Annotated in this window: 18 protein-coding genes; 14 read left to right on the top strand and 4 right to left on the bottom strand. The window is 40.1% G+C overall.

The features are described 5' to 3' along the window. Positions 1-255 precede the first annotated feature (255 nt). From MKY97_RS20915 to sigK, 5 genes are all read left to right on the top strand, one after another. Entirely contained in the window at positions 256-1,200 is a 945-nt protein-coding gene (locus MKY97_RS20915; RefSeq protein WP_342552196.1) for an ADP-ribosylglycohydrolase family protein, read from the top strand. Between the two features lie 106 nt (positions 1,201-1,306). Then, complete coding sequence (locus MKY97_RS20910) at positions 1,307-2,590, top strand: MFS transporter (protein WP_342552195.1); 1,284 nt, start codon at positions 1,307-1,309, stop codon at positions 2,588-2,590. Positions 2,591-2,985: 395 nt separating this feature from the next. Continuing rightward, complete coding sequence (locus MKY97_RS20905) at positions 2,986-3,933, top strand: alpha/beta hydrolase-fold protein (protein WP_342552194.1); 948 nt, start codon at positions 2,986-2,988, stop codon at positions 3,931-3,933. Between the two features lie 298 nt (positions 3,934-4,231). After that, positions 4,232-4,411 carry a hypothetical protein gene (locus MKY97_RS20900; RefSeq protein WP_342552193.1) on the top strand — a complete coding sequence of 60 codons (180 nt, stop codon included), beginning with the start codon at positions 4,232-4,234 and terminating at the stop codon, positions 4,409-4,411. 165 nt (positions 4,412-4,576) lie between these two features. Further along, the gene (sigK, locus tag MKY97_RS20895; protein ID WP_090915017.1) at positions 4,577-5,275 is read left to right on the top strand and encodes an RNA polymerase sporulation sigma factor SigK; all 699 of its coding nucleotides are present in this window, start codon (positions 4,577-4,579) and stop codon (positions 5,273-5,275) included. Positions 5,276-5,375: 100 nt separating this feature from the next. Here the strand turns inward: sigK and MKY97_RS20890 are convergent, their stop codons facing one another. Beyond that, a complete protein-coding gene (locus MKY97_RS20890; RefSeq protein ID WP_342552192.1) occupies positions 5,376-5,537 on the bottom strand; it encodes a hypothetical protein in 162 nt (53 codons plus the stop codon). A gap of 453 nt (positions 5,538-5,990) precedes the next feature. Between MKY97_RS20890 and MKY97_RS20885 the strand changes: the two genes are divergently transcribed. Then, the gene (locus MKY97_RS20885) at positions 5,991-7,346 is read left to right on the top strand and encodes an amino acid permease (protein ID WP_342552191.1); all 1,356 of its coding nucleotides are present in this window, start codon (positions 5,991-5,993) and stop codon (positions 7,344-7,346) included. A gap of 90 nt (positions 7,347-7,436) precedes the next feature. Here MKY97_RS20885 and MKY97_RS20880 read toward each other — a convergent pair whose 3' ends face one another. Continuing rightward, a complete protein-coding gene (locus MKY97_RS20880; protein ID WP_342552190.1) occupies positions 7,437-8,096 on the bottom strand; it encodes an ArsR family transcriptional regulator in 660 nt (219 codons plus the stop codon). A gap of 241 nt (positions 8,097-8,337) precedes the next feature. On the opposite strand from MKY97_RS20880, the gene MKY97_RS20875 reads away from it, so the two are divergent. Next, a complete protein-coding gene (locus tag MKY97_RS20875; protein WP_342552189.1) occupies positions 8,338-8,643 on the top strand; it encodes a helix-turn-helix domain-containing protein in 306 nt (101 codons plus the stop codon). 27 nt (positions 8,644-8,670) lie between these two features. Beyond that, entirely contained in the window at positions 8,671-9,030 is a 360-nt protein-coding gene (locus MKY97_RS20870) for an iron-sulfur cluster assembly accessory protein (protein ID WP_342552188.1), read from the top strand. Positions 9,031-9,101: 71 nt separating this feature from the next. Here MKY97_RS20870 and MKY97_RS20865 read toward each other — a convergent pair whose 3' ends face one another. Together MKY97_RS20865 and MKY97_RS20860 are read right to left on the bottom strand one after the other, a co-directional pair. Continuing rightward, positions 9,102-9,923, bottom strand: coding sequence for an alpha/beta hydrolase family protein (locus MKY97_RS20865; protein ID WP_342552187.1), 822 nt, complete (start codon positions 9,921-9,923; stop codon positions 9,102-9,104). Between the two features lie 52 nt (positions 9,924-9,975). Continuing rightward, the gene (locus tag MKY97_RS20860; RefSeq protein WP_342556408.1) at positions 9,976-10,326 is read right to left on the bottom strand and encodes a MarR family transcriptional regulator; all 351 of its coding nucleotides are present in this window, start codon (positions 10,324-10,326) and stop codon (positions 9,976-9,978) included. 477 nt (positions 10,327-10,803) lie between these two features. Between MKY97_RS20860 and MKY97_RS20855 the strand changes: the two genes are divergently transcribed. From MKY97_RS20855 to lanM, 6 genes are all read left to right on the top strand, one after another. After that, positions 10,804-11,043 carry a helix-turn-helix transcriptional regulator gene (locus tag MKY97_RS20855; RefSeq protein ID WP_342556407.1) on the top strand — a complete coding sequence of 80 codons (240 nt, stop codon included), beginning with the start codon at positions 10,804-10,806 and terminating at the stop codon, positions 11,041-11,043. Next, positions 11,033-11,362: a hypothetical protein gene (locus MKY97_RS20850; protein WP_342552186.1), complete on the top strand. Its 330-nt coding sequence runs from the start codon at positions 11,033-11,035 to the stop codon at positions 11,360-11,362. The genes MKY97_RS20855 and MKY97_RS20850 overlap by 11 nt, the downstream gene beginning before the upstream one ends. Positions 11,363-11,377: 15 nt before the next feature. Next, positions 11,378-12,304: an ABC transporter ATP-binding protein gene (locus tag MKY97_RS20845; RefSeq protein WP_342552185.1), complete on the top strand. Its 927-nt coding sequence runs from the start codon at positions 11,378-11,380 to the stop codon at positions 12,302-12,304. After that, positions 12,288-13,031, top strand: a complete 744-nt coding sequence (locus MKY97_RS20840; protein ID WP_342552184.1) for an ABC transporter permease — start codon at positions 12,288-12,290, stop codon at positions 13,029-13,031. The genes MKY97_RS20845 and MKY97_RS20840 overlap by 17 nt, the downstream gene beginning before the upstream one ends. Before the next feature lie 431 nt (positions 13,032-13,462). Then, positions 13,463-13,669, top strand: a complete 207-nt coding sequence (locus MKY97_RS20835) for a plantaricin C family lantibiotic (protein WP_342552183.1) — start codon at positions 13,463-13,465, stop codon at positions 13,667-13,669. A 59-nt stretch (positions 13,670-13,728) separates the two neighbouring features. Further along, complete coding sequence (lanM, locus tag MKY97_RS20830) at positions 13,729-16,752, top strand: type 2 lanthipeptide synthetase LanM (RefSeq protein WP_342552182.1); 3,024 nt, start codon at positions 13,729-13,731, stop codon at positions 16,750-16,752. Positions 16,753-16,778: the final 26 nt, after the last annotated feature.

Raw genomic sequence — 16,778 nt, 5'->3', positions numbered from 1 at the left:
CTTCAAGGATAGCCATGCGTTCACGGATGGGAGCAGCAGGGCCGTCTTCACGAAAGAGATACTGCAGCTTCGCTCGATATAGGGTTCCTTATAATGAATGAAAGAATTGAATAAGCTTGTGATGTTTTATTCGCTTTACGCCGCATCAGAACATGTGGGAAAATGAGAGAATGCGTGCGCGAAGCCGTAAAAAATGCATTGGAAGTATAATGAGGCCATTGGTAGAAGCATGAGGAGCAGAGGAGGAAGTGGAATATGCTGCAAAGAGATCGTTTTGAAGGAAGTCTGATCGGACTTGCCGTGGGAGATGCGCTGGGCACTACTGTTGAATTCAGCAGCCCTGGCAGTTTTGAGCCTGTTACCGATATGGTGGGCGGCGGCGTTTTTGGATTAAAAGCGGGGGAGTGGACCGACGATACGTCCATGGCTTTATGTCTGGCGGAAAGTCTGGTGCGTCAGCAGGACTTCGATCCTGCGGATCAGATGCGCCGATACACGAACTGGTATAAGGTGGGGTATATGAGCAGTACGGGCAGCTGCTTTGATATAGGCGGAGCTACGCGAAGTGCACTGGAACGTTTTGCCCGAACCGGAGAAGCCTACAGTGGATCAACGGACCCGATGACAGCAGGCAACGGCTCTATTATGAGACTTGCTCCGATTGCTATGGCTTATGCTGACCAGCCGGAAGATGCTGTTCGTTATGCAGGACTGAGTTCCCGGACAACACATGCGGCTGTAGAAAGTGTAGAGGCCTGCGAAGTGCTGGCAGCTGTTCTTGTGGCAGGATTTCATGGAGCGGAGAAGACCGATATGCTGGCACCAGAGACGATGAAGCGCTGGCGGACGGAGAAGGGATCGTCTTTTTCGCCTGCGATTGAAGAAGTGGTTATGGGATCATATCAGCATAAAGAGCCGCCAGAGATTCAGGGCAGCGGTTATGTGGTACGTTCTCTGGAAGCTGCGCTGTGGGCGTTTGCGAAATCATCCAGCTTTTCGGATGGGCTGCTGCGGGCAGTGAATTTGGGAGATGATGCGGACACAACTGGTGCGGTATATGGTCAGATTGCGGGTGCATATTACGGGCGCAGCGGAATTCCTTCACATTGGCAGGACAGGCTGGCGATGAGAGATACGTTTGATCGATTAAATGATGCGTTATGGCTGAAAGCGGCAGGTCATGGCGTACAGAAGAAATAAAGCATAGTCAAAGTAAGAAAACAGAACGAAAAACAAAAAAAATACAAAACAAAAGAATACAGAGTAAAACAATAGACATATGAAAGACAGGAGAAGAGATCACATCATGAGCAGGACAGGACGTTTAAACGAAGAATCAACGGATACATCGGCAGAACATAGGGGGACGTCACACGTTTCAGAGCCTGGCAAAAGAAAGGCATTTCCTTTGTCTCTGCTGTGTTTGACAATCGGGGCATTCGCTATTGGCATGACGGAGTTTATCATTATGGGTCTGCTGCCTAATGTGGCAGCTGATCTAGATGTGAGCATTCCACAAGCGGGACAATTAATTACGGGTTATGCACTTGGTGTAGCCGTAGGTGCGCCAATACTAACGGTATTTACGCACAAGATTCCGCAGAAAAAACTGCTGGTGCTGCTGATGTGCATTTTTATCGTTGGCAACGCATTGTCAGTCATTGCCCCTACTTACGGGCTGCTTATCTCGGCACGTATCCTGACGGCATTTGCTCATGGTACGTTCCTTGGTGTGGGGTCAATCATGGCAACCAAGCTGGTGACACCCGATCGAAGAGCTGGCGCTGTATCGGTAGTGCTTGCCGGGCTGACCATTGCCAATATTATTGGTGTTCCATTTGGCACGTTTATCGGTCAACAGCTCGGCTGGCGTTCCTCGTTCGGGGCGATCACCATTCTGGGCATCATTTCACTGCTGGGGATTATTCGTTTTATTCCGGTTATTCCGCAAGGAACACCGGCTGACCTCGGACAGCAATTCCGCAATTTAATCCGCCCACAGGTGTTATTAGTGCTGCTTATCGGTGCTTTGGGCTGCGGCAGCTTATTCGCGGTTTTCACATATATTACGCCAATGCTGGTGGATATTAGCGGTTTTGCAGAACAAAACGTTACCTGGATTCTGGTACTGTTTGGCTTTGGAGTGACGCTGGGGAATATGGTCGGTGGCCGTCTTGCAGATTGGAAGCTTATGCCTTCGCTTATCGTTAACTTTGGCATTCTTGCCGTGCTGCTCGCTGCATTAACGCTGACGCTGCACAATCCATTTTTGGCGGTAGTCACCATATTTTTCTGGGGTGTTGCGGCCTTTGGCATTATGCCTGGACTTCAGATTCGTATTATGAATATGACGCGAGAAGCTCCGCTGCTTGCAACGACATCGAGCCACTCTGCATTTAATCTGGGGAATGCGGCCGGAGCTTATATTGGCGGATTTGCCATTACGCACACGGGACTGCTTTCAGTGCCGCTCTATGCCGCTGTGATTGCAGCGCTTGGCCTTCTTGGACTGCTGCTCAGTCTGTTAATGCATGACAAAAAGGGCGCGTCTGAAGGTGGAGATGTCATTCATCCCGTGTCGGCACAGTAGTTCAGCGCATTGTAAGGAAGTCTCCGGTCCTCTATAAAAAGAGAACTGGAGCTTTTTTTTACATAAGTTCGGAAGCGTTCTAAGAGCAAAAGCATGAAAACACTTTTCCACTAAAAGGTATATTTTTTGAAGTGAAAAGTATGATTATTCAAGTTTTTTGATCATGTATATGTCAATTAAGGTGATATAATGGAGTTGCAATTGGAATTGTTTGTAAAATTTGTCGGATGGATGTTTTTTTATTGTGCACCAAAGACTTTGGTAGAGACATGATTAGGTACAGAAGGGAGGAATTATATTTCATTATGTAAGGGCTTTCAATTTGGTTGTTGTTGAAGGGCTGGACCGTAAGGTGATTACGATTTGAAATCGAATGTTAAAGGAGAATGATATTGATGAAAAAACGTTTGTCTCGTATTGTGAGTCTTTCAATTGCTGCTGCACTCCTTGTGCCAACCATGGCATCTGCCGCAGAAACGGGTGAAAGTGCAGCTGCGGGCCCGACTCAGGCTGTTATTGATCTGGGAACGGAGAACGCTGCTGCCAGCAATGGACAAAATGCTCTGGCTAACAGTCAGGTTGTACCGGCACCACCGGGTTATGATGGCTATCGCAATAATATTCCGCATGGGAATATGAACCTCATTACCTATAATTCAACGACGGTTGGCAATGCACGGAAAGCGATGGTGTATACGCCGCCTGGATATTCACCTAATAAAAAGTACAGCGTGCTGTACCTCCTGCATGGTATTGGCGGGGATGAGTACGAGTGGGCTAATGCGATGAAGCCGAAGAACATTCTGGACAACCTGTATTCGGAAGGCAAACTGTCTCAGATGATCGTGGTTATGCCGAATGGCCGTGCAATGAAGGATGATCGCCCTGTTGGTGACATTTTTGCACCCGATAAAGTGGCGGCATTTGAGCGTTTCGAGCAGGATCTGCTGAAGGACCTCATTCCTCATATTGAGGCAAACTATCCTGTTTACAAAGACAAGAACAATCGTGCACTTGCCGGTCTGTCCATGGGTGGCGGACAATCTCTCAACTTTGGGTTGAAGAATCTGGATACGTTCGCTTATGTAGGTGCCTTCTCGGCAGCACCGAATACGAAGCCTGTGAACCAATTGATCACGAATCCTGGACAGGCTGCCAGCAAACTGAAATTGCTCTGGATATCCTGCGGCGGAAGTGATGGCCTGTTGTGGGTGAGCCAGAACTTTAAAAATGGTCTTAGCAGTATGAACGTTCCACACATTTGGTATCAAGATGTAGGCGGACATGAGCCAAAAGTTTGGAACAGCGGCCTTTATCAGTTCTCGCAGCGTATTTTTAAATAGTTCACAATCTCCATCTAAAAGTATCATTCGAAGGTTCAATTTCAAGCATTCTCTGTTATTATGGGTGCATGCGTTCGAATGATGATCAGCCTCAGGCCTGTCTTGTGCAGCGCCTGGGGCTTTATGTATTTTTATTCGACGCAGATGCTGACGCTGGTAGGGCGGAAAGAGGTTACGCCGGATTAAGATTAAGACGACTTCAGTCCTTGTGGGGCAGCAGCAGATGGGAAGGGTAGATAGTATAGTATACAATGAAATGTACATAGACATATACATGAAAGAGAGGCATGCAATCACGATGTTTTATTATAAAGGGGCATTTCGGGAAACAGACAATGTTATCTATTTCAAAAGCGAGGTTCCGCTGGCGCAGCATGACGTAGTTCTGTTTGGGGAAAGAACATATTTTATTGAAAGCGTGGAAAAAGAGTTTCTGCTGCTGCAGCGAGTAGGTTCCATCATTACCGTGAGTGTGTGAAATAGATTTCCCTTAAGGTATGTGTTCTTCTGCAAGTTTCGTTTATTTCCAGACAGATTTAAATGTACGTGCACTTCTGGGCCCCTGCCCACATACAATAGATCGACCCTGTTCCCTCATGAGCTCAGGCCAGATCGCGTTGTAAAACTGCAGGAGGTGTCATCTGTGCCCGGATTGTTTACCGCAATAGCCCTGTTCATTAAAGAATTAACGTTACTCGTTTCGTATGTCAAAAATAATGCGTTTCCCCAGCCGCTTGCTGAGGATGACGAAGCCAAACATCTGCGCCTCATGGCTGAAGGCAATGCCCACTCGCGCAATCTGCTTATTGAACACAATCTGCGTCTTGTGGCGCATATCGTCAAAAAGTTTGACAATACTGGCGAAGATCAGGAGGACCTGATTTCAATCGGGACGATCGGTTTGATCAAAGCCATCGAGAGCTTTCAGCAAGGAAAAGGTACCAAGCTGGCCACATTTGCTGCGAGATGTATTGAAAACGAAATCCTGATGCATCTAAGATCACTGAAGAAAACACGCAAAGACGTATCTCTTCATGATCCTATCGGTACGGATAAAGAAGGAAATGAAATTACATTAATTGATATCCTCGGCACCGAAGCGGATGATGTGGTAGACCGTGTGCAGCTCAAAATCGAAAAGAGTAAGATTTACCGCAACCTCGACATTTTGGATGATCGGGAGAAAGAAGTGGTCATTGGGCGTTTTGGCCTGGAAGCTGGCGGAGAAGAGCGTACCCAGCGCGAGATCGCCAAAGAGCTTGGCATTTCACGCAGTTATGTTTCGCGGATTGAAAAGCGTGCGCTGATGAAGCTGTATCATGAATTTTATAAGCAGAAATAAATGTAACGATCTATATGCATAAAATCAGGAGGGCTGCTTTTCGTTTGTGAGAAAGGCGGCCCTTTTATGGGGACTACCTAATTCACGTATATAAGCGAGGTCACGCCCTTTTTTTAGAGAGAAAATAATAACTCAGTGTAATAATCAAAATGCCTGTAATGGAATATACCCATTGAAAAGTACCATGTCCGAATCGAGTGACAACACTACCGCCGATTGCAACAGACAGAATGATCAGGCCAAAAGGAATTTTGTTTTTCATATGGGGACCTCCTCTTTGCGTTTACCGCACAAGTTTCTATGGCGCGAAATGTAATGAGAACCAAATCTTGATGCATTTATATTCTCTAACAATTTTAACAACGAATGCAGCACTCTTTTTATAATACTCAAAATAGTACTTGTCCATATTTTAATTCAAATGAAGGACTTTGTCTGCTAATTATGGATTGTCTTCCGCACAGATAAATTTAAGCGTTATAGATTAACTGCTTAATGCTTATAATATCAGTTTATAAAATCAGGCTCACCAAAGAATTTTCTTTGAGGTTTAATATATCCGCAGCGAGCAGACCGTTTTCGTTGAATAGGGTCTTTTTTCCATACGGATTTATGAAAAGTAATGATAGGTATTCTGGACAGATTATTATATATTTAATGGTATATTATTTTTGCATCACAGAGAGCATGCGCAGAAAGAGAGTGGTGGTGTACCATGCAGGAAGAAACATTAACAAGAGGACTAAAGAACAGGCATGTGCAGTTGATGGCTATTGGAGGAGCGATCGGAACCGGGCTATTTCTTGGGGCAGGCAAAACCATTCAACTCACCGGGCCTTCGATTCTGCTGGCGTACATTGTCACAGGCATTGTATTATTCCTCATTATGAGGGCGCTCGGGGAGCTGCTGCTGAGCAATTTACAGTATCACTCATTTGTAGATTTTGTTCGTGATTACCTGGGAAATATGGCAGCATTTATTACGGGCTGGACCTACTGGTTCTGCTGGATTTCTATTGCGATGGCAGATATTACGGCAGTTGGCCTATACACGCAGTTCTGGTTTCCGAATGTACCCCAGTGGATGCCTGGATTGATTGCGCTAGTCATCCTGCTGGTGATGAATCTGGCTACGGTCAAGCTGTTCGGGGAGATGGAGTTTTGGTTTGCCCTGATTAAAGTGCTGGCTATTCTGGCTCTTATTGTGGTCGGTTTATATATGATCTTTACAGGTTTTACAACCAATCAGGGTCCTGCAAGTTTCACCAATCTGTGGAGTCACGGAGGCTGGTTCCCGAATGGAATGCATGGTTTTATCATATCGTTTCAGATGGTTGTATTTGCTTTTGTTGGCATGGAACTTGTAGGACTGACCGCAGGAGAAACGGAAAATCCGGAAAAGGTTATTCCCAAAGCCATTAACCAGATTCCGATTCGGGTACTGCTTTTCTATGTAGGAGCGCTGCTGATTATTATGAGTATCTATCCCTGGAATGCGATCGTGCCAACCGAAAGTCCCTTTGTGCAGGTATTTGCAGCGGTAGGTATTGCTGCAGCAGCCGGTGTGGTGAATTTTGTTGTGTTGACGTCTGCGGCATCGGCATGCAACAGTGCTATTTTTAGTACAAGCCGGATGGTATATTCCATGGCGAAAGATCATAATGCTCCCAAATCATTTGCACGTGTAAACAATAGGAAAGTTCCAGCCAATGCACTGTTCTTCTCTACCGTTGTAATCTTTGCTGCGATTGTGCTGAACTACATTATGCCGGAAGGTGTATTTACACTAATTACGAGTGTATCCACAGTATGTTTTATTTTCGTCTGGGGCATTATGGTGATCTGCCATCTGCGCTATAAGCGTACACAGCCTGAATTAGCAAGTCAAAGTCGGTTCAGACTGCCGCTGTACCCCTTGTCCAATATTCTAATTCTGGCATTCCTGGCCTTTGTCATTATCGTATTGGCGCTCGCAGAGGATACCCGGGTAGCCTTATTCGTTACACCAGTGTGGTTTCTGATTGTATCCCTAATTTACATGTTCAAAAAGAAGAAGAGAGATCAGGAATAACTCTTTTCACTTGAAGAACAATTTCTAATGAAGAACAAAGGTATAGACGATATGGCAAAAGAGCAATCTCCAAGGAGGTTGCTTTTTTAATTACTTTTTAACAGGGACAACGGTATAAATGCAGTTTCTTCCTCCCGCCAACATATATTCTCCCCGTTCAATCTGAACCTCATTTCCTAGAACCGTCCTGAATAAATGCAGTTCATTTTTGCATAATCCGGTACATACCGCGGCAGCTGCACAGATTGGACAGTGCTTCTCAATGAATAAAAGACGGCCATCTTCCTGTTCTTTCACCTCTGCCATGTAACCCTCGATCGTTCGAATCTCGGCCAGCTTCTCCAATTTCTCCCTGACATTTGCTGCACCTTCAAGATGCTGGGCATATTGTTTCTGAATCTTTTGATTGCGGACAGCCAGCAGTTGATTGAGCCCCTCCTCCCCAAAAGCTTCTTTCATGGATTGAATCAGGCTGACAGATAAATCCGAATAACCGCTGGGGAAAAATTGATCTGCTGCAGGTGTCAAAATCCATCGTTTGGTCGGACGACCCATAGGCCGCGTTTCTTCCACATGAGTGACAAACCCTTCCTCTTTCAGGGCATTAAGATGCTGACGAATAGCCATGCCAGACAGGGAAAACTGAGAGGAAAGAGAGGTGACATCCATGCCCCCTTGGTGCTTCAATGCATCAATGATGGCCCGCCGTGTTCGAGTCGAGACGTCTTTTTTCGTTTGGTTTTCGTTCATAAGGTACCTCCTTTGTTGAAGCATGAAACGCGCGTTAACCCCTACATTTTAAACAAAAATGTTGACAAAGTCAAAGCTTCACGATAGTTTATACATTATAAACAAAAATGTTTACTAAGTATCCGGATACGCTGTATACATACTATTTAAGGTTCAAACATTTATGAAATAGACCATATTTGGATATCCAGACATTTAAACGAAATAGGAAGGACGGCTTACCAAAGGAGGTTTCCGATCATTGCCGCATGAGGAGACGGAAAAACATTTTACAGCTTACCGCATCATTGGAACGAAATGGACCATTCATATTTTATTTACGCTCTATAAAGGACCAAAAAAGTTCAGTGAACTTGCCAGAAGTATACCTTTGATCTCGGAGATGGTCCTTACCCGACGTCTGAAGGATCTGCAGCAGGACGGATTAGTCCGGAAAATAAGTTGTACAGAGCAGAGACGGATTTTCTATGAACTTACACCTAAAGGGGCCGCCCTTGCGAGCTTTATCCCTTGTTTAATCGAGTGGACAAGGCTGCATAATTTTTAAAACAACTTTAACAAAGGAGGAAAAAAGATGAACATCGAGGTCACTCCGAGTGCTTCCATTAAAATGTTGCAAATCTTGTCCGATGCCAATATGCAGGCTTCATTTCTTCGTGTCGGCGTAAGTGAAGGAGGGTGCAGCGGTTTATCCTATACACTTGTAGTCGATGATCAGCAGACTGGAGAAGATATCGTGCTGCACAAAGATGGATTCGGCATCATGGTTCACAGGCACAGCGTTCCTTATATTGACGGCCTGGAGATTGACTATGAAGAAAGCGGCATGACTGGAGGATTTACGATGAACAATCCAAATGCCAAAGTGTCATGTGGATGTGGGGCCAGCTTCAGAATGGCTAAAGACCGCGGCAGGGTTCAAAAGTGTGATTAACATTAGACAAGAATAGGAACTGTCCCAGGCAGAAGTTGGCCAGTAAGGGACAGTTCTCTGTATATATTTGATTAACCAAGCCACTCCAGGATTATATCCACCGCTTCCTTGTACCGCTGACCAACAAGCAGGCCTGTATGTGTGGTATCCCAGAGTCCTGCATAACTTGCTCCAAGCTGATCGGCAGTCAATCGTCCTCTCTGGTTCTCATCCTCCGACAATACCGCTTTGATGACCAGACTGGGACAAGCGATTCGGCTGCCATCGATCGATATGCCTTCAGCCCCGCAGAGGACGGAAAAGGTACGGAAGGCTTCAGCAGACTCCATCTGCAGATACCGGCGCTGAAAAGCGATATCTTCTGCCGTCTCATCGATCGTTTCCGACTCCTCACGTAAAGGTGCCGGCATAATGATCCCCGGATTAATCCGGTCCTGAACAGGATAGGGAAGGGCATTATGGACTTCTCTGCTTATGCTGGAGTCAATGACAACTAAACCTGCCAGGTCAGCCGTCTCTGCAATCTTTTGGCTGAGTATTCCGCCCATGCTGAAGCCGATCAGTATAGGAGGTGCAGCAACAAAAGACAATACCTCCCGTATATCCTTCATGTAATCGTCAACCGTAATACGGCTCAAATCCATCACCCGGCTCTTATAATGACTTCTCAGATTCAATGCACAGCAAGTCCACCCATGCTCTACAAAATGGGGAATATACCTGCTCCACATCCAGCTGCCTGTGTAAGCTCCGTGGACAAATAGAAGGGGGGGACGCGAGACGGCTGCTTTGGAGCTGGCTGCCGGATTTCCCTGGTACAGTTCAACACATAAATCGTTCTCTCCAATCTGATATATTTCGTGTGCAGGCAGGAATTGCGTATAATCAGTCATAGTAAATTCTCCTTTTGATTAGTTTGATATCAAACTATTAATCCAAAAAAAATTAGAAATTGTCGTGAATTTTAATTAAAATGCGAAGCAGTTCTCTTCTCTCATCATCTGTAATCCCGGCATAAAAAGTATCCAGCATCCGCTGCGATATATCTTCAAAAGCCGGCTTTAATGCTTCGCCTTTGGCTGTCAAAGCGACATGAACAATACGTGAATCAGCTGCATCACGCTCTTTGAGCACATATCCGGTTCGCACCAGCTTATCCACAAGCGCGGTTACGGTTGATTTATCCTTACGGATCTTCTTGGCGATCTCCGCCATCGTCATTCGCTGATGGTTATAGAGCGCATAGATAATATCACCATGAGAAGTCGCGAGATCATGGATGCCCTGCGAGGCCATTTCTGTCAAAATAAAACGACTGGTTTTCTCTTTTATTTTGGATATAAGTGAAACTGCATCTCTTGTTTTCATATCTGTAATATAGTTTTATATCAAACTAATGTCAAGAGCAAAGCTTCTTAAGTCATTTATGAAAAATGTATAGTAAAGAAATTTGTGCTAATCTTTTCCTTCTTAAAGTACGAAAGAATGTACGAAAGAATGATTCTTAGAGAAGTGGTATCAGACAATTACCTCAACGTGAATGAACCAACTCAATCCCACTCCGTTCCAAGATACGAACAAGCCAACGTTTACCAAAAGAATGGATGAGATCCATACCTATATACGGAATCATCCAGCTTCTGGTTGAATTTTATACCTTATAGGATTTTTTGAAAATCTTATAGGTCTTTTTCTTTGATTAACTTCATAAAGTATAATCAAACTTTACTTTTTTAAATAAATACTTTACAATCGGAATGGAAGGGGTGATCAATATTGGAAAATAAATCTGATCAAATCTTAAACAAAGTTTACGAGTTCAGGGTTTTGAGAAAAATGTCCCAAAGTGATCTTGCAAAAGTTGTGGGAGTCTCAAAACAAACAATCTTTGTTATGGAAAAAAATAATTATTCTCCATCTTTACTTTTGGCGTATAAGATTGCTGATTTTTTTGGGGTAAGTGTTGAGGAGATTTTTATATATAAAAAGGGGGAATCTGGGGATGATGAATAACTTAGATCGCTGGTTAGATGTTAGCAGCAATTTCAACATTTTTATAGGTGTAATTACATGTATAGGAATAGTGAGTATAGTCATTTACACTTTATTTTTGAACAAAATTGGAAAAAAAGATGAATATAGTTTACAAATCCGGCTCAATGTGACGAATAAGATGTTTATTTCACTTATCATTTTATTCACTCTGTTTGTTTTTTTAGTCCCAAATAATATGCTGCATTACAAGCAAATCATTTATATGTGCTTTGCACTCACAGTTCTCGTTGGAGCAGTATCAGCCGCTTATTACTATATAAGGGACTTTAAAAACTGAGAGGGGCGAAGAACGATGACTACATTAATCAAAACAGAAAATTTAAATAAACATTATCGTAATACATTGGCTTTGAATAATGTAAACCTAAGTATTAACGAAGGCGATATCTATGGATTAATTGGAAAAAATGGGGCCGGTAAGTCCTCTTTGCTCCGAGTTTTGTGTGGTCAATCTACTCAATACTCAGGCAGAATAGAATTGTTCGGGAAAAACCTCAAACAAGGTTCCGAGCAATGGGGGGACATTGGTACTTTGATAGAATATCCCGCATTTTACCCCGAATTAACAGGTAGGCAAAATCTAGAATATTATAGAATTCAAAAAGGAATCAAAGAGAAAAATCGCATTGAAAAAATACTAAATGACTTAGATTTAATAAAATTTGCGGATAAAAAGTTCAAACAATATTCTCTGGGGAACAAGCAAAGACTCGGAATTGCTCTTGCTCTACTAAATAATCCTAAAATTTTAATTTTAGATGAGCCTACAAACGGATTAGATCCTATAGGAATTAAAGAAATAAGGAGATTATTGCTGGAAATAAACAAAAAATCAAAGACGACTATACTAATTTCCAGCCATATTTTGTCTGAGTTAGAACATCTGGTTACAAAAATTGGATTTATTGATAACGGTAAAATTATTGAGGAAATCAGTGTGGAGGATTTCAGGAGTACTGCTAAAAATTCAATTATCATAAAAGTTCTGAATTACAATAAAATATTCCCGATTTTGAAAGATACCTTCAAGAACAACGAAGTAACGCTTCTAGACAATATGGATATCAAAATTTCTGGTAAGCACATCGATATTTCAAGTATATCCCAAATTATCCTGCAGGCTGACGAAAAAATACAATCTATTCATGAGAGAACGGACTCTTTGGAAGAATATTTTATTAATTTAGTTGGGGGCATGGATAATGAAAAATTATCTTAAAAGTGAAGTATACAGAATAAAATCTAAAAAGCTTATATACTTTCTGCCTTTTATTATAGCCGCAATTCCTATATTTGGAGTCTTTCTAGTATGGTCCGTTGGGCTTTCCAATCCTGATTTCGAATATAATAATACAGGTTTTATATATCGATTTTGCAGGCTTTCTTTTAACAGTCTTATTTTACTCATTCCTTTTCTAACCATTTATTTGTTCTCGAGTGAGTATTCCAATGGTACGTTTAAAAATGTGGTTTCTTCAGGAATAAGCAGGAGAAGTATGTATATATCAAAATATATTATCATACTTGCTGTATTAATTTTAATTAGTATTATTGATTTGCTTCTTATTGTTTTTACTATTGAGTCACTTATAGTACATAAAGATCCCAATGAACAAACGATTTTTTTTAAAAGTATAGTTCAAACCATTCCTCTTCTTATCGCAGCGTTTTCAGTATCTGTTATGCTTTGTTTTACAGAAGAGAAAATAATTTCCAATTTAATTAAATACTATCTCTTATTATATGTTATACCTGTTTTCTTTGGGAATTTTGAAAATTTAATTCCTATAATCAAACCTTATTTGAATGTATTTCCTGTTATTAGAATGACTAACGATATATCTTTTTCAGCTGGAAGTGTGTTGTTTAATTGGTTAGAAGCTATAATTTATTTTTTGATCACATTTATGATAGGGAATTCAATTTTCAACAAAAAAGAAATATAATCCAATTGATCTTATTTGGTTAAAACAGCATATTGTGAAATTTAAATAGATCCACAGCAAAGCTGACGACGGTAGTCTAGATTACCGAAACCTGTTTTGCTGTGGATCTTTTAAGGTTGTATGACCAAACATAATTCTTACAATTTTCATAGTGACTTTTGAAAGGGTAACAGCAGCGTGGTTCGAGTTAATTATTGTCCCTATAGTCACGAGATGTTTTCAATTCTGCCCGATTTAGCAGTCTTTTTAAGAAAAAGATTTTGTTCAAAATGATGCGTAAAAGATGAAATAATTCTCATAATGTGTCGCAGAGAAATGGAATTTATTCCTTAAAAATGTGAATGTAAACAAAAAAACTATTGATAAAGTAAAAAAATGACTTATAATGTAAGTCAGCTGGGTATATATTCTAAAAACTGGGAGTGATTGTAATGGTTAACGATAGAAATCCTTTTGTTGCTTTTAATAAAAAAGAAAATTTAGAGTTTTTATCTCCTGTGTTAGCAGAAGAGATCACTGAAGTCGATATCAGTATCCAAGGTGGATGCACGACGAATACGTTTACACTCAGCAATTTCTTAGGTAATCAAGGCGGATGGTGTACTTTGTCGAAAGAATGTCAACGCGCTTGTAACTAAGTGAATTAGGCTATACATATACCCAGCTAATTTTATCAAGATCTTAGGGAGGAACTATCGTGAATTTGACTAAAGAGGATGTAATACCATTTTGGAAATCAATACTTAATATTCAAAATGAAAGCGATTTAGAGTCGCATCTTAAACATTTTTTCGGTGATGATATAGATAGGTTAGTTGAAAAAATTAATAGTGAGAATGCACATAAAGAAATCAATATCGAATCTGTTAAATCAGATCAAGAGAAACAAGATTTTTTCAAGAAAGAGTTTGATCTATTCTTGAGTAGATTGAATAACATTATTGGGTCTTGTGAATTTCTAATGGACAAAGACAAATTTAGTGAATCGCAGCATCATCAGTTGGAGAAAATCATAGAGAATGATTTGTGGTATTTTCTAATTGATGAAGCCACACTTTATTTTAAGGAAAATAACACCAAATTTAAAAAAATAAATGGTGAGAAAGCTCTTCAAATCTTTATCGAAGAAGTTTTCCATACCAAACGTTTTAGAAGTCAATGCGAGATATTATATCCTGACTTGTTCGCTCTTATTAATTTAAGGATTAACCACTATTTGGAATACATTGAAGAAATCATTAGTAATATAACAGGAGACTTTAACAAAATACAATCTTTATTACCTTCATCTAATTCATCTTTTAAATTGAAAGATATCAAGATCGGAAGTGGTGATACACATTCCAATGGTAGAAGTGTAGCAAAAGTTGAATTCGATCAAGGGAATGTTTATTACAAGCCGAGAACCGGAGAGCTTGATATTAATTTTTTTGACTTTATGGACGAATTGTCTACATACAATGAAAAATTCAATTTTAAACGGGCAGAAGTGATCAGTGAACTTAAATATTCTTACTTTAAGGAAGTAGAACACAAACTCGTTGAAAATCAGGAAGAAATGGAAATATATTATGAGAAATTAGGCTATATCTTATGCATTATGTATACATTGAATGGAACAGATTTTCACAGTGAAAATATCATTGCGCACGGGAAAGATCCTGTTTTAGTTGATCTAGAATCACTTTTTCACTCCAATATATTTTTAAATGAAAATTTGTATGATCATGGCTTTTTAGAAATTATCAAATCTTCTGACCCTACTGTACTGGATGTAGGAATACTGCCAAAAAAAATTGTTAAAAATTATGACTCAGACGATTATTCTCTTGAAATCGGTGGGATTGGTGCAGAAAAACAAAAAACTTCACCGTTTAAGTTCTCGGAATTTAGCATTGACGCAGATGGAGAACCAAGGCATGTCAGGAAATTTGGATTCAATGGGGTGAGTGAGAATAATCCAATCAAAGAGATTGATGATTCTACAATATTTGAAATGAATATAATAATGCAAAAAAGTTTCGAATATTTTTATAAATGGATTCTGAATAACAAGACCGTTTACCAAAACATGGTATCCAAATATTTCAGTAATCAAAAAATCAGAGTGATTCTGCGTCCAACTTTTTTATACTCAAAATTATTACTTTTAAGTAAAAATATTTATATTATAGGCAATAAAACGAATCGAGAAATACTCTTCTCTAAATTGTCTTTTGAACGTGAGAATCAACTATCTTTTGTGTACAGTGAGTACAATCAATTGATGAATTACGATGTGCCTATATTTTATACGAATACTAACAGTTTGGAAATAATGGACTCTGATAATAATATTTTAGGTGTACTCTCAGACAAGACTCCATTGGAAAGCTCACTTCAAAAAATAAATAGGATGTCCTTGGATGACCTAGATAATCAGAAAACTTTGATTGATCAAGCAATGCGGCTAAAGGAATACAAGGGGGATAAAACAGATATTGTTTTTGGATCTTTAGAAGGTGAAAAAAATAGTATTGAGTTGGAGAGAGCCGAAAAACTTATCGAAAATATTGGCGATTTATTGTTGAAAAGAGCAATTCATGCTAATAAAGAGTCTGTTACATGGATTAGTACTACGATTCTAGGTAAAGAAGAATCCGAATTTGGTGTTGGACCTGTAGGGAATGATGTTTATTTGGGTAATGCTGGAATTGCTCTCTTTCTCGCTCAACTTTATAAATTCTCAGGAAATGAAAAGTATAAAGAGATTGTTAACAAAGCGATAAATTATAATATTAGATTTTTGAAACAAGAAAAATTGTATGAAAATGGTAATACTGGTTATTACAACGGGACTAGTGGCTTGTTATTAAGTATAGCGGTCATTAACAAAATAATACCTATTGAAGGTTTTCAAGAGATTATGTCTACATCGCTGCAAAGGCTGAATAGATTAGTGAAAAAGAGTAATAATTATGATCTTTTCTCTGGTTCTAGTGGTTTAATCACATGTTTGATTGCTTTAGATAACATATATCCTGATTATCGGGAACATATCCGCCCACTGTTAGAAGAATCCTACTCGAATTTGTACACGAATGCTGTACGTAAGGGAAATACTTGCTATTGGGAAAACAAAAACACATTAGCCTATGTTGGCTATGCTCATGGTAATGCAGGAATATTAGCATCATTAATAAAATTAAAATCAATTGAGAATGAAATTCTAGGTTACGAACTTGTAAATAGCGATTTTTTACATGAGATATCCAATTATATAGATACAGCGTATGATGATGAGTTGAATAATTGGGAAAATATACCTGGATCTAAAAAATATTCATATGGATGGTGTCATGGAGCACCAGGCTTGTTACTAACACAAATAACAGCTAAAGAATGCAATTCAAAAATGTTGAAAGATGAAAGTTATATAAGAAATTTAGTTGATATTGTCATCAAAAAAGGATTTGGAGCGAATCCATCTTATTGTCATGGGGATTTAGGAAGCTTAAAAATCATTCAAAAATACGCAAAGGTATTTGGAGATAATAAACTTCTTGAACAATGTAATACAACGTACACCAGTATTTATCACAAAACTATAGATAAAAAATGGGAAAAACAAGTACTATCTCATTCAGAATCCTTAGGGTTATTGATCGGTGTAGCAGGTTGGGGATATTCGGTATTGGATCATTTGTACCCAGAGGAAACTTTTGACTTTTTTACGCTATAAATATTTAAGCGATGCTGATGAAAAGC

It is taken from the genome of Paenibacillus sp. FSL R7-0652 (assembly GCF_038595045.1).
Lineage (GTDB): Bacteria > Bacillota > Bacilli > Paenibacillales > Paenibacillaceae > Paenibacillus.
The sequence above is the reverse complement of the archived record's forward strand: the minus strand, read 5'-3'. Positions and strand labels throughout refer to the sequence as shown.

Excerpts from the sequence above, each read along its gene's own strand:
- MKY97_RS20915 (WP_342552196.1), top strand. The coding sequence starts at position 256 with ATGCTGCAAAGAGATCGTTTTGAAGGAAGTCTGATCGGACTTGCCGTG.
- MKY97_RS20910 (WP_342552195.1), top strand. The coding sequence starts at position 1,307 with ATGAGCAGGACAGGACGTTTAAACGAAGAATCAACGGATACATCGGCA.
- MKY97_RS20905 (WP_342552194.1), top strand. The coding sequence starts at position 2,986 with ATGAAAAAACGTTTGTCTCGTATTGTGAGTCTTTCAATTGCTGCTGCA.
- MKY97_RS20900 (WP_342552193.1), top strand. The coding sequence starts at position 4,232 with ATGTTTTATTATAAAGGGGCATTTCGGGAAACAGACAATGTTATCTAT.
- MKY97_RS20890 (WP_342552192.1), bottom strand. The coding sequence starts at position 5,537 with ATGAAAAACAAAATTCCTTTTGGCCTGATCATTCTGTCTGTTGCAATC.
- MKY97_RS20885 (WP_342552191.1), top strand. The coding sequence starts at position 5,991 with ATGCAGGAAGAAACATTAACAAGAGGACTAAAGAACAGGCATGTGCAG.
- MKY97_RS20880 (WP_342552190.1), bottom strand. The coding sequence starts at position 8,096 with ATGAACGAAAACCAAACGAAAAAAGACGTCTCGACTCGAACACGGCGG.
- MKY97_RS20870 (WP_342552188.1), top strand. The coding sequence starts at position 8,671 with ATGAACATCGAGGTCACTCCGAGTGCTTCCATTAAAATGTTGCAAATC.
- MKY97_RS20865 (WP_342552187.1), bottom strand. The coding sequence starts at position 9,923 with ATGACTGATTATACGCAATTCCTGCCTGCACACGAAATATATCAGATT.
- MKY97_RS20860 (WP_342556408.1), bottom strand. The coding sequence starts at position 10,326 with ATGGCCTCGCAGGGCATCCATGATCTCGCGACTTCTCATGGTGATATT.
- MKY97_RS20850 (WP_342552186.1), top strand. The coding sequence starts at position 11,033 with ATGATGAATAACTTAGATCGCTGGTTAGATGTTAGCAGCAATTTCAAC.
- MKY97_RS20845 (WP_342552185.1), top strand. The coding sequence starts at position 11,378 with ATGACTACATTAATCAAAACAGAAAATTTAAATAAACATTATCGTAAT.
- MKY97_RS20840 (WP_342552184.1), top strand. The coding sequence starts at position 12,288 with ATGAAAAATTATCTTAAAAGTGAAGTATACAGAATAAAATCTAAAAAG.
- MKY97_RS20835 (WP_342552183.1), top strand. The coding sequence starts at position 13,463 with ATGGTTAACGATAGAAATCCTTTTGTTGCTTTTAATAAAAAAGAAAAT.